This is a genomic window from Parendozoicomonas haliclonae, from assembly GCF_900174585.1.
Classification (GTDB): Bacteria; Pseudomonadota; Gammaproteobacteria; order Pseudomonadales; family Endozoicomonadaceae; genus Sansalvadorimonas; species Sansalvadorimonas haliclonae.
The window spans coordinates 510,606-529,731 of sequence record NZ_FWPT01000002.1 but is presented as its reverse complement, the minus strand read 5'-3'; the positions used below and the strand labels follow the sequence as shown (position 1 = coordinate 529,731).

At 50.8% G+C, this 19,126-nt stretch carries 18 protein-coding genes; 9 read left to right on the top strand and 9 right to left on the bottom strand.

The window, feature by feature from the left end; genetic code table 11:
* Positions 1-43 precede the first annotated feature (43 nt).
* The 5 genes from EHSB41UT_RS05580 to EHSB41UT_RS05560 all read left to right on the top strand — a co-directional run bounded on the left by EHSB41UT_RS05580 (position 44) and on the right by EHSB41UT_RS05560 (position 4,524).
* Complete coding sequence (locus EHSB41UT_RS05580; protein ID WP_207626569.1) at positions 44-1,195, top strand: extracellular solute-binding protein; 1,152 nt, start codon at positions 44-46, stop codon at positions 1,193-1,195.
* Positions 1,196-1,264: 69 nt separating this feature from the next.
* Entirely contained in the window at positions 1,265-2,113 is an 849-nt protein-coding gene (locus tag EHSB41UT_RS05575) for an ABC transporter permease (RefSeq protein ID WP_087107626.1), read from the top strand.
* Entirely contained in the window at positions 2,110-2,988 is an 879-nt protein-coding gene (locus EHSB41UT_RS05570; protein WP_242667242.1) for an ABC transporter permease, read from the top strand. The genes EHSB41UT_RS05575 and EHSB41UT_RS05570 overlap by 4 nt, the downstream gene beginning before the upstream one ends.
* On the top strand, positions 2,985-3,743 hold the full coding sequence (locus tag EHSB41UT_RS05565) for an MBL fold metallo-hydrolase (protein WP_087107624.1): 759 nt from the start codon (positions 2,985-2,987) through the stop codon (positions 3,741-3,743). The genes EHSB41UT_RS05570 and EHSB41UT_RS05565 overlap by 4 nt, the downstream gene beginning before the upstream one ends.
* Positions 3,733-4,524 carry an inositol monophosphatase family protein gene (locus tag EHSB41UT_RS05560; protein ID WP_087107622.1) on the top strand — a complete coding sequence of 264 codons (792 nt, stop codon included), beginning with the start codon at positions 3,733-3,735 and terminating at the stop codon, positions 4,522-4,524. The genes EHSB41UT_RS05565 and EHSB41UT_RS05560 overlap by 11 nt, the downstream gene beginning before the upstream one ends.
* Here EHSB41UT_RS05560 and EHSB41UT_RS05555 read toward each other — a convergent pair.
* The 7 genes from EHSB41UT_RS05555 to EHSB41UT_RS05525 form a co-directional block, all read right to left on the bottom strand.
* A complete protein-coding gene (locus EHSB41UT_RS05555) occupies positions 4,514-5,143 on the bottom strand; it encodes a bifunctional 4-hydroxy-2-oxoglutarate aldolase/2-dehydro-3-deoxy-phosphogluconate aldolase (protein ID WP_087107619.1) in 630 nt (209 codons plus the stop codon). The two genes, EHSB41UT_RS05560 and EHSB41UT_RS05555, sit on opposite strands and share 11 nt — an antisense overlap.
* A 51-nt stretch (positions 5,144-5,194) precedes the next feature.
* Positions 5,195-6,148 carry a sugar kinase gene (locus EHSB41UT_RS05550; protein ID WP_087107993.1) on the bottom strand — a complete coding sequence of 318 codons (954 nt, stop codon included), beginning with the start codon at positions 6,146-6,148 and terminating at the stop codon, positions 5,195-5,197.
* Positions 6,149-6,249: 101 nt separating this feature from the next.
* Positions 6,250-7,266 carry a zinc-binding alcohol dehydrogenase family protein gene (locus tag EHSB41UT_RS05545; RefSeq protein ID WP_278248140.1) on the bottom strand — a complete coding sequence of 339 codons (1,017 nt, stop codon included), beginning with the start codon at positions 7,264-7,266 and terminating at the stop codon, positions 6,250-6,252.
* Between the two features lie 54 nt (positions 7,267-7,320).
* Entirely contained in the window at positions 7,321-8,610 is a 1,290-nt protein-coding gene (locus tag EHSB41UT_RS05540) for a TRAP transporter large permease (protein WP_087107615.1), read from the bottom strand.
* An 18-nt stretch (positions 8,611-8,628) separates the two neighbouring features.
* Positions 8,629-9,132, bottom strand: a complete 504-nt coding sequence (locus tag EHSB41UT_RS05535; protein ID WP_087107613.1) for a TRAP transporter small permease — start codon at positions 9,130-9,132, stop codon at positions 8,629-8,631.
* A gap of 60 nt (positions 9,133-9,192) precedes the next feature.
* Positions 9,193-10,200: a C4-dicarboxylate TRAP transporter substrate-binding protein gene (locus EHSB41UT_RS05530; protein WP_087107611.1), complete on the bottom strand. Its 1,008-nt coding sequence runs from the start codon at positions 10,198-10,200 to the stop codon at positions 9,193-9,195.
* A gap of 44 nt (positions 10,201-10,244) precedes the next feature.
* Complete coding sequence (locus tag EHSB41UT_RS05525; protein ID WP_087107609.1) at positions 10,245-11,696, bottom strand: tagaturonate reductase; 1,452 nt, start codon at positions 11,694-11,696, stop codon at positions 10,245-10,247.
* A 570-nt stretch (positions 11,697-12,266) separates the two neighbouring features.
* On the opposite strand from EHSB41UT_RS05525, the gene EHSB41UT_RS05520 reads away from it, so the two are divergent.
* Together EHSB41UT_RS05520 and EHSB41UT_RS05515 are read left to right on the top strand one after the other, a co-directional pair.
* On the top strand, positions 12,267-13,058 hold the full coding sequence (locus tag EHSB41UT_RS05520; protein ID WP_087107607.1) for an IclR family transcriptional regulator domain-containing protein: 792 nt from the start codon (positions 12,267-12,269) through the stop codon (positions 13,056-13,058).
* Positions 13,058-14,551, top strand: coding sequence for a UxaA family hydrolase (locus EHSB41UT_RS05515; RefSeq protein WP_087107605.1), 1,494 nt, complete (start codon positions 13,058-13,060; stop codon positions 14,549-14,551). The genes EHSB41UT_RS05520 and EHSB41UT_RS05515 overlap by 1 nt, the downstream gene beginning before the upstream one ends.
* A 57-nt stretch (positions 14,552-14,608) precedes the next feature.
* Here the strand turns inward: EHSB41UT_RS05515 and uxuA are convergent, their stop codons facing one another.
* Together uxuA and uxaC are read right to left on the bottom strand one after the other, a co-directional pair.
* The gene (gene uxuA, locus EHSB41UT_RS05510; RefSeq protein WP_087107991.1) at positions 14,609-15,835 is read right to left on the bottom strand and encodes a mannonate dehydratase; all 1,227 of its coding nucleotides are present in this window, start codon (positions 15,833-15,835) and stop codon (positions 14,609-14,611) included.
* Between the two features lie 2 nt (positions 15,836-15,837).
* Positions 15,838-17,289 carry a glucuronate isomerase gene (uxaC, locus tag EHSB41UT_RS05505; RefSeq protein ID WP_087107603.1) on the bottom strand — a complete coding sequence of 484 codons (1,452 nt, stop codon included), beginning with the start codon at positions 17,287-17,289 and terminating at the stop codon, positions 15,838-15,840.
* Positions 17,290-17,608: 319 nt separating this feature from the next.
* On the opposite strand from uxaC, the gene EHSB41UT_RS05500 reads away from it, so the two are divergent.
* Both EHSB41UT_RS05500 and EHSB41UT_RS05495 read left to right on the top strand, forming a co-directional pair.
* Positions 17,609-18,382, top strand: a complete 774-nt coding sequence (locus EHSB41UT_RS05500) for an IclR family transcriptional regulator (RefSeq protein WP_087107601.1) — start codon at positions 17,609-17,611, stop codon at positions 18,380-18,382.
* Between the two features lie 215 nt (positions 18,383-18,597).
* A complete protein-coding gene (locus EHSB41UT_RS05495; protein ID WP_242667241.1) occupies positions 18,598-19,107 on the top strand; it encodes a YgjV family protein in 510 nt (169 codons plus the stop codon).
* Positions 19,108-19,126: the final 19 nt, after the last annotated feature.

Below are 19,126 nucleotides of genomic sequence, written 5' to 3'. Positions count from 1 at the left end.
GGATAGCAGTAATAAACATAAAAACGAACATAGGGATAAACGCATGAAGAAAAACAATCTGTTAGTCAGCCTTTGTCTTACGGCTATGACTTCATTGGGAGCAGGTACTGCCAGTGCGGAAACGGTACTGAATGTTTCCACTGCCGGAAGCCAGAATATGGTGGACTATGTGAAGGAGTATCTGGCCCCGAAATTTGAAGCCAGTCATCCCGGGGTTAAGGTTCGGGTTGTGGGTTCAGGCCCGGGAGATGCCGGCTCCAACAAGATTTATGAAAAGCTGAATGCTCAGCAGAAGAGTGGCGCCAACAGCTACGATATTGATGTGGCCGTGGTGCACCAGAAGTTTGGCGGTAAGCTGGTTTCAGATGATCTTTTGTCCCGCTTTAAGGATGAGATTAATACCGGCAAGCTGGCGACCCGTTCCACTACCAAGAACGCGCTGGGTGCTAATGTAGACGGCTATGTTATGCCAATGTTCCATAGCCAGACCGCTATCGCCTATAACAGCGATGTGATTGCCAACCCGCCAGCCAGCTACGATGAGCTGATCGCCTTTACCAAAAAACATCCCAAGGTGTTTGGCTACAACGGCATCAAGAATGGGATGTCCGGTGTGAGCTTCGTAACCGGCTGGATTTATGCCTACGGCACCGATGCCGCCACTCTGACCTCCGGTTCTTATGATCCTAAAACCAAAGATGGCTGGGATAAGGCGCTGCGCGCCCTGAAAGCCTTTAACGAGAATGTGACCTTTACTCCGGGTAATGCCGGCACCCTCGATATGCTGAACCGTGGCGAGATTCATATGGGCCCGGTTTGGGTGGATATGTTCTATTCCTGGCAGGCGCAGGGCAAGGTACCACCCAGTGTGAAGCTGCAACTGATTGCTCCGGGCATGCCTGGCCAGCCTATGTACTACGTGATTCCCAAGCGGGCTGAAAATATGAAGCTGGCCCGTGATTTTGTCGAGCTGGCAACCAGCCCGGAAGTGCAGGCCAATGGCATTGTGAAGCGCTTTAACTGGTATCCGGGCATCGATGCCCAACATGTGAAGTCGCAGATGGACCAGGCCAGCTGGAACAAGCTGTTTAAGGAAATCACGCCGCAGGATCTGTCCAGTAAAGGTCAGAGCTTCCCGCTGGCAGCTTACTTTGACGATATCAAGGAAAGCTACGAGCGTAAGGTTTCCAACTGATACCCGTTAATTCTGAATAAAGGGCAGAGCTGTTCTGTCCTTGCTGATCTTTTTGTCTGTAGCTGATTTATGAACCAGTCCCGCACTTTAACCCTGTTAATGGTTGTTCCGGCGCTACTGATGGTGGTCGGATTATTTGTTGTTCCTCTGCTGGCCTCTATGGAGTCTGCCTTTGCTACGGGGGAAGGTTACGGCTTTGCTCACTTTGCCAAAGCCATAGAACTCTATGGGCGGGATATTCTTTATACCCTCGGTATTGTGTCTCTGTCTGCTGTCTTGATTGCACTGTTATCCATTGCTATCGGTGGCACGCTGACTTTATCCGGCAATCGTCGTTTGGTAGCCGTACTGGCTGCGGTTTATCGCTGGCCGTTGTTTATTCCCTTTATTGTTGCCGCTCAATGTATGCGGACGTTTCTGGCGAAAAACGGGCTGATGAATAATGCCCTGATGTCTGCTGATGTGATCACACCTCTGGAGGCTGTCTCCTTTCTCGACTGGAGTGGCATCGTATTTGCCTTTGTCTGGAAGCAGACAGCCTTTGCTACGCTGATGATTGCCGGTGCCATGGCGGCGATGGAGCGTTCTCAGATTCAGGCTGCTGCCAACCTGGGTGCCGGTAAAGCCCGTATTCTTTTTCAGATTATCCTGCCGCAGGTATCCGGCACTGTTGGTGTCGCCCTGATTCTATCGATCGTGACCATGCTTTCGGTTTTGAGTGTGCCGCTGATGATTGGCACAGGTACGCCAACCATGCTGACTGCTGATATGGCTTTCCGCATCAGTTCCTATGGCGATTATGGTGTTGCCAATGCCCTTGGGTTTATCTCCTGGTTAATGACGGCAGGGCTGGCCTGGTACTACCTCCGTTTCTCCATGCGTAATCAACAGCAGAGCCTGAAAGGAGGTGCGGCATGATGCAGACAGCTTCCCATGAAGATTCAGTGATTGAAGGCAGTGCCGGAAAAGGTTTTCAGCTCCGGTTTCCTGCCGGTATCGCAGGCGTTGCAATTCAGGCCCTGCTGATTCTGCTGTTGGCCGTTGCTATTTTCGGGCCGTTATTAAACCTTCTTTTATGGGCTGTGGCTGAAGTCTGGTACTTTCCCCATAAACTGCCGGTGACTTATGGCACCAAATACTGGGAACAGGTATTCAGCCCGACCAGCGATGCGTTCTCATCCCTGATGACCAGCGTGATCATTGCTCTCACGACAGTGTTTGTTTGTCTGCTGGTCTCGGTTCCGGCCGGTTATGCATTAGCCCGAAGGAGTATGCCGGTACGGGCTCTGGTTATGCTGTTGTTTTTGATGCCTCAGGCGTTTCCTAATCTGGCGGTGTATATGAATATTGCCCGATTGTTCTATGAGCTGGGGTTGAACGGCACCATAGCAGGTGTGGTTCTGGTGCATGCAGTGCACGGGCTGGTGTTTTCGGTCTGGATTACAGTTGCCGCTTTCAGTGGTGTTGATGAGGATCTGGAAAAGGCGGCCCGTAATCTGGGCGCTTCTCCGCTAAGAACCTTCTTTACCATTACTCTTCCACAAGCCCTGCCGGGAATTCTGGCTGCGAGTATCTTTGTCTTTCTTGAATCCCTTGATGAATTCACCGGCACTTTCTTTGTTGGGGCGCCGGATGTGATCACACTACCCATGCTGCTGTATAACGCCAGCATGGAGGGCAATTACCAGATCGCCTCGATTACCGCCCTGATTCTGCTGGTGCCTTCCATTCTGTTTATGCTGGTGGTTGAGAAGTTTATGCGCCCGGAGATGCTGGCAAGGATCGGCAAATGAAGGTACGGGTTCTGGGGTGTGGTGAGGCGTCTGACCCTGTTCACCCTAACTCTTCCGTGGTGGTTGAGCAGGGTGACTGGCGATTGTTAATTGATCTTGGTTACTCTGCGGCCCAGAAGCTTTATAGCTGTTATCCCGATGGTGAAGCGATTGATGCCATCTACTTTACCCACGCTCACCCTGATCACTGCTTTGGTCTCGGGCCTTACCTTATTCGGCTAAACGACAGGCAACGTAAAAAGCCGCTGCAGATAATCTGCAACCCGGACAGTCAGGAACGTTTAAAACATCTGGTTGAAGTGTCCTTTTGGGGAATCGATAAGCCGTGGTCGTTTGATCTGGTGTGGATAACGACCGATGAAATCTCCAGCGTTGGCCCGTTCCAACTGACCTTTGCCAGCACAACCCATAGCGTGACCAATCAATCCATTCTGGTTCAGGGTGAGCAGGCGCTTTTTTATAGTGGTGATGGTTTGGTTGGGCAGGAAGGCGAGCAGCTTATTAACAAGGCAGATATGGCTTTTATCGAAACCTTTGCGCTTACGGAGCAAGCGGGTGGACAGTGGCATGGCAATCTTCCCCATACCCTGAAACTGGTTGATGCTAATCCTGATACCACATTCTGTCTTTACCATATTCGGGAAGATTTTCGAGAAAATATGATGCTTCAGGTTGAAGGGATTGAGCGTGTCTTGGTTCCAGAGAGTGGTGATCTGTTTGATATGGCCTCTGGAGAAATAACGCATGACGCCTGATACGTTAGCCGCCCGTCGTGAGAATATGGATGCCATTATTCGGGTTGCCGGGCAGAAGGCGGCAGACTATTTCCGCCGGCGTGATCAATTGCAGATTGAGAGCAAAAGCCTGCAGGACTTTGTTTCAGAAGCTGATCGGCAGGTTGAACTGTTTCTCCGCCAGGCCATACAAACCCGCTGGCCGCAGGATCGGATTGTTGGTGAAGAGTTTGGGACACAAAACCATTCTGGCGATTTAAACAGCGACTTTACTTGGGTGATTGACCCTATAGACGGCACTGGTAATTTTATTCGTGGCATCCCCCTGTATTGCGTGCTGGTGGCTCTGGTTTACCAAGGCCGAACGGTTTGTGGCTGGACGCTGGATCCTGAGCGGGATGAAATGTTTTTTGCCTGTGCAGGGGAAGGTGCAACTCTTAATGGTGAAGTGCTGACCGCAGGTAAAACAACATCCCTGCAGGAAGCTGTTATCGCAACAGGTGTGACCTTTAAAGGCGGTCAGGAACACCGCTATTTATTGGGGAAACAATTGCTGGCGGAAGGCATCGACTATCGCCGGCTGGGCAGTGCCGGTATAGGGCTGGCCTGGACTGCAGCAGGGCGTGTGGATGGTTTCTTTGAAGGGCAGTTAAATGCCTGGGATGCCTTGGCGGGGCTGTTGCTGAATCAAGAAGCAGGGAATACGATCCTTGAGCCGGATCAGAGCTTTTTGGCGCAGGGCGGAAAAGCGCTGGCTGCGGCGCCAGCACTTTATCAGGCATTGAATCAGCTTACGCGTTAACAGCTGCTACCGCTTCACGGGTCAGTCGGCCGATCTCTTCCCACTGACCTTCGTTGATCAGGGACTTCTCCACCATCCAGCTGCCGCCGCAACCAACAACCTGTGGAATCGCCAAATAATCATTGATGTTATTGGCATTTATGCCGCCGGTCGGCATAAATTGCACGCCAACATACGGAGCCGTCATGGCTTTCAGCATCTTCACGCCACCAGATGGCTCGGCCGGGAAGAACTTCAGGTTAGTCAGACCCATTTCCAGAGCCGCTTCGATGGTACTTGGGTTGTTCACACCCGGAATAATCTCGATACCCAGTTCCTGACAGGCTTTTACGGTATTCGGGTTAAAGCCCGGAGAGACGATAAAGCTGGCGCCGGCTTCCTTGGCCAGACGAGCCTGCTCGGCATTCAGTACGGTACCGGCACCGATCAGCATATCCGGCTGAGCTTCGCGGAGCAGACGAATGGCTTCAATACCGGCTTCAGTGCGCAGGGTGATCTCTGCCGCAGGCAGGCCGTTTTCCGCCAGAGCTTTGCCCAGAGGAATGATGTCTTCCGCACGGTCGATGGCAATCACCGGGATGATTTTTAATTCTTTCAGCTTTTCTACAGTCGCTGACATTGTTGCAGTCCTGAATATCGTTTTAATGAAAAAGGGGCTGTTGCCCCTGTTTCAGTTTGTTTGCGCGAAAGTATCGGTGATCTCTTTCGGGATGATGGCACCCCGATGCTGGATGACGATACCAGCCAATGCGTTGCCGCGCTGGCAGCAGGTTTCCAGATCCTTGCCTTCCATATAGGCGGACAAGAAACCACCGTTGAAGGAGTCGCCGGCTGATGTGGTATCAACAACCTTCTCAACAGGGATTGTTGTGACCGGAGTCGCTTCGTCCTGTGCACTGTAGTCAATGGTCAGACAACCTTCCGCGCCCAGTTTGACAACCGCTTTGGCGATACCCAGTTCACGCAGACGATTGGTAGTCGCTTCCGGGGACTCATCGTTCCACAGAGCCTGCTCATCATCAAAGGTCACCAGTGCCATGGTAGCCAGTGCCAGCGTTTCACCCATAGCATCACGGGCCGCATCTTCAGATGCCCATAGGCACGGACGATAGTTGCTGTCGAAGACGATTTCAGCGCCATTGTCCCGGGCTTTACGCAGCAGGTTCATAAGGTGTGTACGGCTTTCGGTATCCAGGATCGCAAGGGTAATTCCGGATAGGAACAGGATATCGAAGTTTGCGGTCAGACGCTCCAGCTGCTCTTCGTTCAGGCCGTTATCCAGCATACGGCGGGCGGCTGAATCATTACGCCAGTAACTAAAGGTACGTTCGCCATGCTCATCCAGAGAGATGGAGTAAAGCCCTGGTGCCTTGTCTTTGATGTGAGCAATGGTGTCACACACAATGCCTTCGGACTGCCATTCGGAGATCATCATGTCGCTGAGGGTGTCGTCCCCTACGGCGGTCACATAGTGCACCTTGTGGCCGGTGCCCTGCAGGCATCGGGACAGGTAGACAGCCGCGTTGAGTGTGTCGCCGGCAAAAGCGCGCTTGTAGGTGTTGTTACCCTGATCGGATAACTCGACCATACACTCTCCGATACACGCTATGCGCTTATTATCCATGTAAAAGTCCAAATCGTTCTGGCTGCCAAACATGTCCTGCTTGCGGGGAGCAGGGAGTGTATCTCCCTGCTTTTCACACCCGCAAAGGGGTCACACAATCCTTAGTTGAAAAGAATAACGCCTTTAACCAGCTCTTTATTTTCAACAACGTCCTGCTGATAGGTGTGACCGATTTCATGGAAGTTGAAACGGTGAGACAGCATCAGTTCCTTGGACAGTTTACCTTCCGCCATCAGCTTCTGAACGGCAGCGAAGTCGGCCATAGTGGCATTACGGCTGCCCATCATAGTCGTTTCACGCTTGTGGAACTCAATATCGGAGAAGTCCAGGTTGCCTTTGAACAGACCAACAAACACGATGGTGCCGCCGTGACGGATCACGTTAACGGCGTTGTTCATGGAGTGTGGGTTGCCGGTCGCGTCGATCAGCTTCTCAGGCATAATGCCATCGAATTCGGCTTTCAGGGTGTCTGCATAGTTGGCATCGCCAGGGTTGGCAGTCGCCAGGCCCAGGGTCTGACGAACGTGAGCCAGACGCTCTTCGTTCATATCTGCAACAACAACCTTGGCACCGTAGGCTTTGGCGATAGCAGCTGCGCCGATACCGATAGGGCCTGCGCCAACCACCAGAACGTGTTCGCCTTCAGCCACCTTGGCGCGGTGAACGGAGTGGGCGCTGATGGCGAATGGCTCGATAAAGGCCGCCAGCTCAGGGTCCACATCACCAACGGAGAGGATGTTCTTGGCCGGTACGGTCAGGTATTCACAGAAACCACCGTCCTGGTGAACGCCGATAACGGAGATAGCTTCACAGCAGTTGGTCTTGCCGGATTGGCAGGCCGGGCACTTCTCGCAGGCTACGTAAGGGATCACAGCAACGCGCTCACCAACAGCAACGGAGTCTACACCCTCGCCCAGCTCGGCGATGTGACCACAGATTTCGTGGCCCAGAACACGTGGGTATTCAAAGAATGGCTGGTTACCACCGAAGGCATGAATGTCGGTACCGCAGATGCTCACGGCTTCAACCTTCAGAAGAATTTCACCTGCCTTAGGAGCCGGCATGTCAGCAGTCACGTATTCCATCACGTGAGGTTCTTGGCAAACGAGTTTTTTCATTGTGAACAGTCCTGAAAAGTCAGAGGTAATTTCTTGGTGGCGCCTGAGTCAGACTCAGCCGCCGTAAACCATGTTTGGAACCAGAGTGGAGATGCCCGGGATGTAGGTGATGGCCGCCAGCATGGCGAACAACAGCATCCAGAACGGCATGACTTCCTTAACGAAATCTTCAATGTCCACTTTTGTGATGGAGCACGTGGTGAACATAACGGTGCCCAGCGGCGGAGTAACGGTGCCGATGGCGGAGTTGAAGATGAACACGATACCGAAGTGAACAGGGTCGATGCCGTAGGCGGCAGCAACAGGCGCCAGCAGAGGAGCCAGTACGATCATGACGGCGTTACCTTCCAGGAACATACCGACGATCAGCAGGAACACATTCACAACCAGCAGGAACATATATTTGCTGTCCACAACCTGGGTGATCATCTCGGCCAGAGACTGTGGCACCTGTTCCCAGGTCAGGAAGCGGGAGAAGCCTGCCGCTACACAGATAATGAACAGCACGTTGGCAGAAGCCAGAGTGGATTCTTTCAGGGAATCCCACAGCTTCACCAGATCCATTTCCTTGTAGACAAAGAAACCGAGGAACAGGGCGTAAACGACAGCGATCGCACCGGCTTCTGTCGGGGTGAACACACCGAAGCGGATACCACCGATGATGATCAGCGGCAAGGTCATCGCTGCCATGGCATCACGGGCGGAGAAAGCGATTTCCTTGGCACTGGCACGCTTCTCACGGATTGGCATGTAACCACGCTTTTTGGAAATGTGGTTTACCAGCACCATCATGGAGATACACAGCAGTGCACCAGGAACAATACCGGCCATAAACAGACGACCAATGGATACGTTGTTTACGTAGCCATAGATGATCATTGCGATGCCCGGTGGAATGATCGGGGTGATCAGTGCAGAGGCAGCGGTTACTGCAGAGGAGAAGGAGGCAGAGTAGCCACGCTTCACCATTTCAGGAACCAGCAGTTTGGCACCCATGGCCGCATCAGCAATGTTGGAGCCGGACAGACCACCCATCAGGGTGCTCAGCAGTACGTTCACCTGGGCCAGACCACCATTCATATGGCCGGTCAGGTCTTCACAGAATTTGATAAGGCGTTTACTGATACCCGAGTGGTTCATGAACACGCCAGCCATAATGAAGAAAGGAATTGCCAGCAGGGCAACGGATTCCAGACCGCCCGCCATGCGCTGAACCATCATCATCATTGGAAGGTTCGAGAAGAACAGGAAATAAGACAGTGTTCCGATAAAGATCGAGAATGCAACTGGCATACCGATCATAAACAGGAGCAATAAAATACCGACAGGAACTACAACAGACATCCTTTAAAACTCCTGCGACTATTTCTTTTCTGAAATAGCGTTGTAAATATTAAAAATACAATGAATGATCATTAACACTGAGCTGATTGCTACAGCCGAGTGAATGTAGGAATAGGGAATCTGAAGTGTCGGTGTTAAACGGAAAGTCGACATCGGGATTAACTTGAAACCCCAATAAGCCATGAATCCCAGTGATGCAATAATGATGAGATTGCGAACGATTTGATCAAGTACGAAACGTACGGATGGTGGAAACTTCTTGATCAGGAAATCAATGCGTACGTGTTCATCGTCTTTCATCAAAGCGCTGGCACCCAGCATGGAGAACCAGATAAACAGAGCCAGTGACGCTTCTTCAATCCATGGAGCTGGATCGTTCAATACGAAGCGGGTGAAAACACCCCACACGGTAATAATTACGATGGCGGAAAGAGCAAGACCTGCGATGCCCAATTCAAAAGCGGGCATACCGACACGCTTCTTTGGGGCTGCTTCAGGGGAGTTAGGTGAATTCTGATCCATGCGGAACGCTCCGGAACTTTTAAGATGGAGAGCCGGAAGCCGGCTCTCCTCTATGGCCTATTACAGAGACTGCATCAGCTTCTGAGTGTCGGTGTACAGGTTTGGAGTCCACTCTGGGAACTCGGCCTGAACCATTTTGCGAGCGCTTTCTTCAAACGCGGCGATGTCTACTTCGTTAACCTTCACGCCATTGGCCTTCAGTTCTTCGATAGCAGCTTCCTCGCTGGCCATAACCAGTTCAGCGCCGTGCTTAACCATGTCGCGGCTGGTTTCGATCAGGATGGTCTTCTGTTCTTCAGACAGGGTTTCCCAGAACGCAGAACCGGCAACGAATGGAGACATGTGCTTGGTGTGACCGGTCAGGTTCAGCTCTTTTGCGACTTCGTGGAACTTGCCGCCCAGCAGCACAACAGATGGGTTTTCCAGACCGTCAACTACGCCCTGAGCCAGACCCGGGTATACGTCAGCCAGAGACATTGGAGTCGGTACACCGCCCATGGTCTTGATGGTGGCGATAAACAGACGGGACTGCTGCACGCGAACCTTCTTGCCTTTCAGATCCTCAGTGGTCTTGACCGGGAATTTGCTCATCAGGTGACGAGTGCCGTATACCACGTCAGGAACTACGATCTGCAGACCTTTCTTGCTCAGTTCTTCGGACTTGCCCTTGAACCAGTCGGAGTTCAGCAGCTTGGACTTGTCGTCAAAGCTCTGGGTCAGATAAGGCGCGTTGATAACACCCAGATCAGGAACGATGTCCATCAGGCTGCCGTAAGAAGAGATAGTGATGATTGGCGCGCCCATCTTGGCCTGTTCCATCACTTCTGTTTCCGCGCCCAGCTGGCTGGATGGGAACAGTTTCAGTTCGATCTCGCCGTTGGAACGTTCTTCAACTTTTTCTGCCCACAGGTGCAGAGCCTTATCAATTGGCTCGCCTGGCTGATTACCGTAGGCAACCATGATATCCAGAGCGCTGGCCATGCCAGGAGTCATCGCCATAGCGGCGCCAAGGCTCAGTGCGCAAACATTAGCCAGTTTACGGGTCTTCAATTTAAATTGTTTTAACATGGGGCTTCCTAATTAACTTCAGTGTGTATCGTTTAGGGGGACGATTACTTCAAAACAGCCAGAATGGATTCCGGATTAAATTCACCGTGAATAATCAGATTCAGGTATTGAGCCAGAGTGCTGGTCAGCTCCGGAATCTCATTCAGATCACGATCCCAGTGATGAGACATACCAAGGAATTTCTGAGCCAGCTCCTCAAGACCCTGTTCGGATTCGTACAGACCTTTATTAGCTTCAAAGAATTCCAGGATGTAGCCGTCATCATTTAACGGGAACGTCATGTCTTTGAATTCCCCACGATACAGAGCCATCAGGGCCGCCATGGAGAACACAATACGCTTCGGCAGTTGGCCGAACTTATCGCTGTAGCCAATCATTTGCGGCAACAGACGGGTTTTGAATTTGCTCATGGAGTTCAGGGAGATATCCTGAAGACGATGGGCAATGAACGGGTTGCTGAAACGGTCGTAAACTGCGTTGGCAAAGGTTTCCAGTTCTTCCTTTGGCAGATCCAGTGACGGAATTACTTCCTGTTCAATCAGATCACGCACGTAGCCATTCACAAATTCGGAAGACATGGCGTTGCCAACAGTTTCAATACCCTGCAGCATGGCAACCGGTACCATTGCGGTGTGGGCACCGTTCAGGATGGCAACCTTGCGCTCCTTATAAGGGCGAATGTCATCAACCAGTTTGATGTTCAGTTCGCTGCCTTCCAGCTTCAGTTCTTCTGCCAGCCAGGCCGGACCCTGAATGACGAACAGATGGAAGTACTCGGCAGTTACCAGGAACTTGTCCTCATAACCCAGCTGCGCTTCCAGTTCGGCAATCTCGTTACGTGGGTAACCGGTAACGATACGGTCAACCAGGGTGGAGCAGAAGGTGCAGGCGGTTTCCAGCCATGCGGTGAAGCTCTCTTCCAGCTTCCACTCTTGTGCGTGCTTCTTGATCAGTTCAAACAGCTTGTCGCCGTTGTAGTCGATCAGTTCACACGGAATAACAACCAGACCTTTATCGGCAGCACCTTCAAACGTCACGAAACGTTCGTGCAGCAAGCGGGTGAGCTTGGCCGGGAAGCTGACCTGTGGCTGGTCGTTGTACTGGCAATCTCCGTTCCAAACGATGCCGGCTTCGGTCGTGTTGGAGAAAATGAAGCGCAGGTCAGGGTTATGAGCGAGCTTGAGGTATTCCTCGAATTCCTTATAAATCTGCACTTCACGGGTCACGGAGGTGATAACCCGGTTATGGCTTACGGTTTCGCCATTGTCATCTATGCCGCGTACAACGGTTGTGTAAAGACTATCCTGTTCGTTCAGTGATGGCTGGTTGGTATCAATCGGACGAACGATGACGATACCGGCATCCAGTCCGTTTTTCTCATTCAGAATATCGAGCTGCCAATCGACGAAGGCACGAAGAAAGTTGCCTTCACCAAACTGAATCACTCTCTCGGTATATTTCGGCTGGGTGCGAAATGATTGGCCGAGTGCGGTCATGGTCTTTTCTCCAGATTTGCAGGAGGGCACCACGCAAATAATGAGAAAAACAGGGTGCTGATTGTTCTGGTCGTTAATTAACCAGCAGAGGCATTCCTGATGATGTGGCGGACGATAAGTTCAGTTCTTTTTAGCGTCAATACGTAAAATGGAACACTGTTTCAAAAAATATATCGAAAGCCAGTCGTGTTTGATGTGTGTCAATGGTTTTCGATAATGTGCGTTTTAGAATGCCGCCATACTTGATCGGGCACCACGTAGATAGATGTCTTCTGAATAGAGTGTTTAGAAATTAACCAAAGCGTTTCTTTAGGTTTGGTTATTATTTATTAGACACCTCTTATTTATTTAGAAAACAGTTGTTGAATTTTTATTCTGCTTTTTAAAGCTGCATTATTTTATGGCAGTAGTAATCGTTACCCTGGGCAGAGCTCTTCATTCTTGATGTAAATCCATACTGACATCTCTTATTTAGTCACCGTTTGTCTTTCAGGCATCTCCTTTGATGCTTGATAGCCTGTATGGGGCTGTATTGGGAGCGCCATAAATCCAGTTTGCAGTTTCATTTATATGGATAATTCCTCGTTAGTTTCAGCCGTGGTCAGGCTTTTCTCGATTCTGGAAAAGATGAGCGATGACGGTGAAATCGGTGTTAGTGATCTGGCTCAGGAGCTGGAACTCCCAAAAGCAACGGTTCACCGTTTTGTGAAAACACTGGAAAACCTTGGCTATGTTCGCCAGTTTCCGGAATCCGAACATTACACGCTGACAATGAAGCTGTTTGAGCTCTCCTCCAGGGTAACTGAGAGTCTGGATCTGGTCAGTATCGCAGACCCTTACATGCGCGGGCTGGCGGATTTGACCGGTGAAACAGTCCATCTGGCAGTCTTTGACGAAGCATCTATAGTCTATCTGCACAAAATACCCTCCCGCCATGCATTACAACTTGTTTCCCGGGTAGGACGCAGAGCGCCATTGCACTGTACAGCCATTGGCAAGGCTATAGTGTCGTCGTGGTCAGACCATCAAATGCGCGACTTGCTTAAGGCTATTGAATTTCAGCGTTTTACCGAGCACACGATCACCACTCCGGAAGGGTGGCGACAAGAGCTTGATACTGTAAGGGCGCGTTCCTATGCCATTGATGATCAGGAACATGAGCTGAGCGTCCGTTGTTTTGCTGTACCTGTATTTGACCAAACCAATAAATCGGTAGCCGGTATCAGCATATCGATTCCTGTCTTCCGGATTAATGAAGAGCTTATGCCGGAAGTCATCAGTCAATTGTGTAAGGCTGGAGAGTGCGTGTCCCGGGAAATGGGCTGCTCTTTAGACTTTGGTTCCAGCTGTAAGGAGCTGTAATGACCACCAAACAAAGCATCATTATTCACAAATCTGATAATGTGATTGTTGCTCTCGGCGATTTGAAGGCGGGAGAGCAGATTACCGCACAGTCTGGTGACGCGATCGCGCTTCTGGAAGAGATCGGCCGTGGTCACAAGATTGCGGCGCAGAATATTGAAGCCGGTCAGGCGATTATTAAATATGGGCTGCCGATCGGTCATGCAACCACTTCCATCAAGGCGGGTGAGTGGGTTCATACCCACAATATCAAGACCTCCCTTGAAGGCGCTGAAGAGTACAGTTACGAGCCGTCGTTCCCTGAATTCACCGTAACATCCCGTGAACGCAAAATTAATGTTTACCGTAGAAAAAGCGGTGAAATCGGTATTCGGAATGAGCTGTGGGTGATTCCAACGGTCAGCTGCGTGAATGGTATTACCCAGAAGATCGTTGAGCGTTTCAAAAAAGAGGTAAACCCGGAAGATATCGACGGCGTTTATGCTCTTCCTCACCCTTACGGTTGCTCCCAGATGGGGGATGACCATGAAACAACCAAGACCATTCTGCAAAACATGGTTCGTCACCCGAATGCCGGTGCCGTTATGGTTGTTGGGCTTGGCTGTGAGAACAATCAGGTTGCCGCTTTCCGTGAAGGTGTGGACTGCGAGAACCTGCGTGTTGATTTCATGATCTGTCAGCAGGAACAGGATGAGATCGAAGCGGGTGTGGAGAGGCTGAAAGCCCTTTATGAATCCATGCGTAATGATCGTCGTGAAGCAGCCTCCATTGGTGAACTGAAGGTTGGTCTGGAGTGTGGTGGCTCTGATGGCCTGTCCGGCATTACTGCCAACCCCCTGCTGGGCGTATTCTCCGATTACCTCATTCACAATGGCGGCACGTCTGTGCTGACTGAAGTACCGGAAATGTTCGGCGCCGAAACCCTCTTGATGGAGCGTTGCTGTAACCAGGAAGTCTTTGATAAGACTGTCGAGATGGTAAATGGCTTTAAAGACTACTTTGAACGCCATGGTCAGGTGGTTTACGAGAACCCGTCTCCGGGTAATAAAAAAGGTGGTATTTCCACGCTTGAGGATAAGTCCATGGGCTGCACCCAGAAGGCGGGTCAGTCACCTGTGCAGGATGTGCTGAAGTATGGCGAGATCCTGAAGGTTCCAGGCCTAAACCTGTTGGAAGCTCCGGGCAATGATGCTGTGGCGACAACGGCTCTGGCCGCGGCTGGCTGTCATATGGTGTTGTTCACGACCGGTCGTGGTACACCTTACGGTGGTTTTGTTCCAACCATGAAGATCGCAACCAACAGCGAACTGGCAGCGAACAAACCAAACTGGATTGATTTTAACGCGGGTCGTTTGATTGAAGATATCTCCATGGAAGACCTGCATGAGCTGTTTGTTGATTATCTGGTTGACTGTGTAAATGGTAAGCAGGTTCGCAATGAGGTGAATGACTTCCGTGAACTGGCGATCTTTAAGAGTGGTGTAACCCTCTAATCTTGTCGCATACAACGATAACCCCCGTCCGGTGGATTCTGGTCGGGGGTTATTTGTTCATGGACTTGAGGTTTGCTCCTGATTTTCAAGCGCGTTCTCGATAGCCATCATCATGCCCCTTAATTCCGCCAGACCACGCATACGGCCAATACAGGAGTATCCGGGGTTGGTCTTTTTGTTCAAATCATCCAGCATCTGATGTCCATGATCAGGGCGGAGCGGCATTCTCCGATCCTTACGACCTTCTTTTTCCCGTCTTCGCTGTTCTTCCAATAATGCCAGCATGACTTGGTACATATTAACGTCACCCGTCAGATGGTCGGCTTCGTGAAAGCTGTACCCGTCGTCTTCAAACTGAGTGCTGCGTAGGTGGGTAAAGTGAATATGGGAACCCAGACGTTTCACCATACCCGGAAGATCAATATGGTGCTGTGCACCCAGAGAGCCAGTACAAAACGTGATGCCATTAGACAGGCTGTTTACCGCTTCGATTATCTGGCGATAGTCTTCTTCAGTACTGGCAATCCGGGGCAGTCCGAGAATAGGACGAGGCGGATCATCAGGATGGATCGCCAAGAGTACTCCACACTCTTCGGCAACCGGCACAACAGCTTCCAGAAAGCGAAAAAGGTGGTTGCGCAGTGTGTCCGCATCAATTTCGTCGTAGCTGTCCAGAGCATCCTGAAATTGCTGCAGGGTGTAGCCCTCTTCGGCACCGGGAAGACCGGCAATAATATTTTTGATTAGCTGAGCCTTGTCCTCATCGCTCATGCTCTCAAAGTACACCTGTGCTTTCTCTTGAGTGCTAGCATCGTAATCCTGTTCCGCGCCGGGACGTTTAAGCAGGTGCAAGTCAAAAGCAGCAAAAGCCGTGTGGTCATAGCGCAGAGCTTTTGAACCGTCATGGTATTCCCAGGCCAGGTCTGTGCGGGTCCAGTCCAGCACTGGCATAAAGTTATACACAACAACATCAATGCCGCAGGCTGCCAGATTCTGAAGTGTTTGCTGGTAATTCGTAATATGCCGGGCAAAGTCACCGGTACGTTTCTTGATATCTTCACTGACGGGAACACTCTCGACGACTGACCAGCTCAGCCCGGTTGGGCTATCACGCTCGTTATCCCACTCAATCAGCCGTTTGCGGTCTCGGATTTCTGCAATGCTCCAAGTATCCCCATTGGGAATATGGTGGAGTGCGGTGACGATACCGGTTGCTCCGGTCTGGCGGATATCTCGCAACGAGACCGGGTCATTCGGACCGTACCAGCGCCAGGTCTGCTCCATGCTCATGGTGTCTTTACCTGCGTGTCCAGCTTGTAAGCTTTTCTGGGCAGTGTATAGGTCAGGTCATGGGCGATATCGAGAGCTTCCTCCAGTGTCAGTAGATGCTCGCAGACGTAATGAGCCAGAAAGTTGGAGTCTACCCGACGGGCAACATCATGGCGTGCGGGAATCGAAAGAAAGGCCCGGGTATCGTCATTGAAGCCAACAGTATTATAAAAGCCGGCTGTCTCTGTGATCTGACGACGATAGCGCTTCATCCCCTCCGGTGAGTCATGGAACCACCAGGCCGGACCAATTTTCAAGGCAGGGTAGTGACCAGCCAAGGGAGCGATTTCCCGGCTGTAGGAACTCTCATCCAGGCTGAAGGCGATGATGGTCATATTGGGATTGTTGCCCACTTCATTGAGAAGCGGGCGAAAGCCATTTACGAAATCGATACGTGTTGGGATATCGCAGCCCTTGTCCTGCCCGAAGTGTTTGTAGATCAGCGGATTATGGTTGCGATAGCAGCCGACGTGTATCTGCATGACCAAACCGTCATCACAACTCATACGGGCATTTTCAACCAGCATATGCCCACGAAACAGCTCGGCTTCTTCCGGAGTGCAGACGCCAGCAATAGCCTTGGTCAACAGGTTCTGACACTGGGTTTCCGTCAGAATCGTAGTAAAAGCTGTGGGAAAACCATGATCGGTTGCTGTGGCTCCCATCTCCTTAAAGAAGGCTCGGCGCTTGCGGATTGCTTCGAGATAACCTGTCCAGCGGCTTGTTTCCTCGCCGGTCTGCTCGCCAAGGATTTTGATATTGGTTTGAAACAATGGATGCTGTGGGTTGGTGATATCGTCAGGCCGAAATGTTGTGATTACCCGCCCTCGCCAGCCGGAACTATTGATGGTTTTATGGTGCTCAAGGGTGTCGACAGCGAACTCAGTAGTGGCCAGCGCCTCGATATTAAATTTTTCAAACAGAGTACGAGGAAGAAATGCGTCCGAGGCCAGGCAGGCTTCGATATGGTCGTAAATTCTGTCTGCAGAGGCTTCGCATAAGGGTTCATCCACACCCAGGACTTCACTCAGGGAATGGGTCATCCAGAGTTTGGTTGGAGTGCCGCGATAAAGGTGAAAATTCTTTGCAAATAAACGCCAGATTTTGCGGGGATCCTGTTCCACCGGCGTGCCATCAACACTGGGAATGCCCAGCTCCTCCAGCTCAATGCCCTGACTGTAGAGCATCCGGAATACATAATGATCTGGAATAACCAGAAATGCGGCCGGGTTATCAAAGCGCTTGTTTTCCGCGTACCAGCGCGGGTCAGTATGGCCATGGGGACTAATGATTGGCAGCCCCTGGATACTGTTGTAAATCTCTCGGGCTACAGCACGTATATTGGTATCAGCAGAGAAGAGGCGATCGGGGTGAAGGTGAGCCTTTCCAATATTGGACGCAATAGTCATGGGGGTGCCTCAAGAGTAGAGGTTCACAGGTATAGCCTGATATCTGGTGAAAACCAGTCTGCTCTTTATAAAGTGACACGTTCGCGAAGGGATTGTGACTTTGCCTACTATATGTAGGTAAAAAGACGGATATTACTGTTGTGAGACAATGTATTTAAGTATCGAGCAGACTATCATCGTCCGTGATAAGCGAAACTTCTCTGCTTGGTTAGGTTTCAGTTGAGCTGAAAACGGCCAGTTTTCTCATAAATATGGTTTGAATTTTGACTGGTGCTGCTGAAAATGTTCTGCAGTAACTGGGTTAATTATTTGTCTCGTCATGGAAAATACCTCAACTGTTTCCGCCGTAGTGCGGGTGTTCGCCATACTGGAAGATATGGCGACCCATCCCGATGCCGGGATTTCAGATCTGGCCGATAGGCTCAAGCTCCCCAAAGCCACGATCCACCGTTTTGTTAAGACCCTTGAAAGCATGGGGTATGTCAAACAGCAGGCGAATACAGAGCGGTATCGCTTGACCATGAAACTGTTTGAGCTCAGTTCCCAGATTATCGATCACCTCGATATCATCAGTATTGCCGGTGAGTATATGCAGAAGCTCAGCGATTTAACCGGTGAAACTGTGCACCTTGGTTCTATTGAAGATGGCGCTATGGTGTATTTGCACAAGATTCCATCCCGGCATGCTTTACAGCTGGTTTCTAAGGTGGGACGCAGAGCGCCGGTTCACTGTACGGCAATCGGTAAAGCAATTTCTGCAGCTCTTCCGGAAGAGGAGGGGCGAATTCAGGCTGGAGTTGCACCTTTCACCCGCTTTACTGAAAACACAATCGTGAGCCAGGGACAGTGGGATGAGGAGTTAATCACGATACAAGGACGCGGCTATGCAATGGATGATCAGGAACATGAGTTAAATGTTCGTTGCTTTGCTGTACCCGTTTTTGACCGGAATAACATGCCGATTGCCGGTATCAGTATTTCCATTCCTACATTCCGTCTGGATGAAGAGTTTATGCCGGAGATTCTTCAGCAGTTACGTAATGCCGGGCAGTCTGTCTCCACCGAACTGGGAAGTACAGTAGCTGCGCTGTGATGGTAATTTGAACGAATCTGAAATCTGAACTGTGCGCAGCTAAAGACATGGCTTGCGCATAGCATCAGTTTGTAAAGTCGCGTGACTTCAGAGAAGTGTCGTTTTATAGATAAACGACAGTCCTTACCCTCAGTCCTGAGGGTGACCTAAAAAATATTTCAGCTGGCCTTGTTGTAGGGCGGATGGCCTGTGGTTCCATCCTACCTTTGGGGAAAATGATGTTAATTGCCCAGCTTATAGGTATTGCGGCCTTCTTTGTGGGTATCTATGGATTCTTGCAAAAGGATGATATCCGGTTTCGTGTCCTGATGGCGCTCTATTGCTTTGTTATGGCAGTGCATTTCTTTCTGTTAGGAACACAGGGAACGGCTGTTAATGTTGCTATTAATGGCATTCGCAATCTAGTGTCTATTAAATCCAAGTCAAAATGGATGATGCTGGCGTTTATCGGCCTGATCCTGATGATGGCAGTTCCCAATATTGAGCAGTGGTATGAGATTCCGCCTGTCATCGGTTCCCTGCTGACATCATGGGCGCTGTTCTCCATTACCGGTGTGCCACTGCGTTTGATTCTGTTGTCCAGCTCTTGCTGCTGGCTGCTGCATAATGTGCTGGCGGGTTCCATTGGTGGCAGTTTGATTGAAGCCAGCTTTGTGGTCAGTAACGGTATCTCTATCTACCGAATGATCAAGGAAAGTCAGGTTACCCCCGCAGCGCAGGGGTGAAAGGGCTTAAAATGGGTTG

Bases quoted from the DNA above. Each gene is read 5' to 3' on its own strand.
- EHSB41UT_RS05580 (WP_207626569.1), top strand. From the start codon at position 44: ATGAAGAAAAACAATCTGTTAGTCAGCCTTTGTCTTACGGCTATGACT.
- EHSB41UT_RS05575 (WP_087107626.1), top strand. From the start codon at position 1,265: ATGAACCAGTCCCGCACTTTAACCCTGTTAATGGTTGTTCCGGCGCTA.
- EHSB41UT_RS05570 (WP_242667242.1), top strand. From the start codon at position 2,110: ATGATGCAGACAGCTTCCCATGAAGATTCAGTGATTGAAGGCAGTGCC.
- EHSB41UT_RS05565 (WP_087107624.1), top strand. From the start codon at position 2,985: ATGAAGGTACGGGTTCTGGGGTGTGGTGAGGCGTCTGACCCTGTTCAC.
- EHSB41UT_RS05560 (WP_087107622.1), top strand. From the start codon at position 3,733: ATGACGCCTGATACGTTAGCCGCCCGTCGTGAGAATATGGATGCCATT.
- EHSB41UT_RS05555 (WP_087107619.1), bottom strand. From the start codon at position 5,143: ATGTCAGCGACTGTAGAAAAGCTGAAAGAATTAAAAATCATCCCGGTG.
- EHSB41UT_RS05550 (WP_087107993.1), bottom strand. From the start codon at position 6,148: ATGGATAATAAGCGCATAGCGTGTATCGGAGAGTGTATGGTCGAGTTA.
- EHSB41UT_RS05545 (WP_278248140.1), bottom strand. From the start codon at position 7,266: ATGAAAAAACTCGTTTGCCAAGAACCTCACGTGATGGAATACGTGACT.
- EHSB41UT_RS05540 (WP_087107615.1), bottom strand. From the start codon at position 8,610: ATGTCTGTTGTAGTTCCTGTCGGTATTTTATTGCTCCTGTTTATGATC.
- EHSB41UT_RS05535 (WP_087107613.1), bottom strand. From the start codon at position 9,132: ATGGATCAGAATTCACCTAACTCCCCTGAAGCAGCCCCAAAGAAGCGT.
- EHSB41UT_RS05530 (WP_087107611.1), bottom strand. From the start codon at position 10,200: ATGTTAAAACAATTTAAATTGAAGACCCGTAAACTGGCTAATGTTTGC.
- EHSB41UT_RS05525 (WP_087107609.1), bottom strand. From the start codon at position 11,696: ATGACCGCACTCGGCCAATCATTTCGCACCCAGCCGAAATATACCGAG.
- EHSB41UT_RS05520 (WP_087107607.1), top strand. From the start codon at position 12,267: ATGGATAATTCCTCGTTAGTTTCAGCCGTGGTCAGGCTTTTCTCGATT.
- EHSB41UT_RS05515 (WP_087107605.1), top strand. From the start codon at position 13,058: ATGACCACCAAACAAAGCATCATTATTCACAAATCTGATAATGTGATT.
- uxuA (WP_087107991.1), bottom strand. From the start codon at position 15,835: ATGGAGCAGACCTGGCGCTGGTACGGTCCGAATGACCCGGTCTCGTTG.
- uxaC (WP_087107603.1), bottom strand. From the start codon at position 17,289: ATGACTATTGCGTCCAATATTGGAAAGGCTCACCTTCACCCCGATCGC.
- EHSB41UT_RS05500 (WP_087107601.1), top strand. From the start codon at position 17,609: ATGGAAAATACCTCAACTGTTTCCGCCGTAGTGCGGGTGTTCGCCATA.
- EHSB41UT_RS05495 (WP_242667241.1), top strand. From the start codon at position 18,598: ATGATGTTAATTGCCCAGCTTATAGGTATTGCGGCCTTCTTTGTGGGT.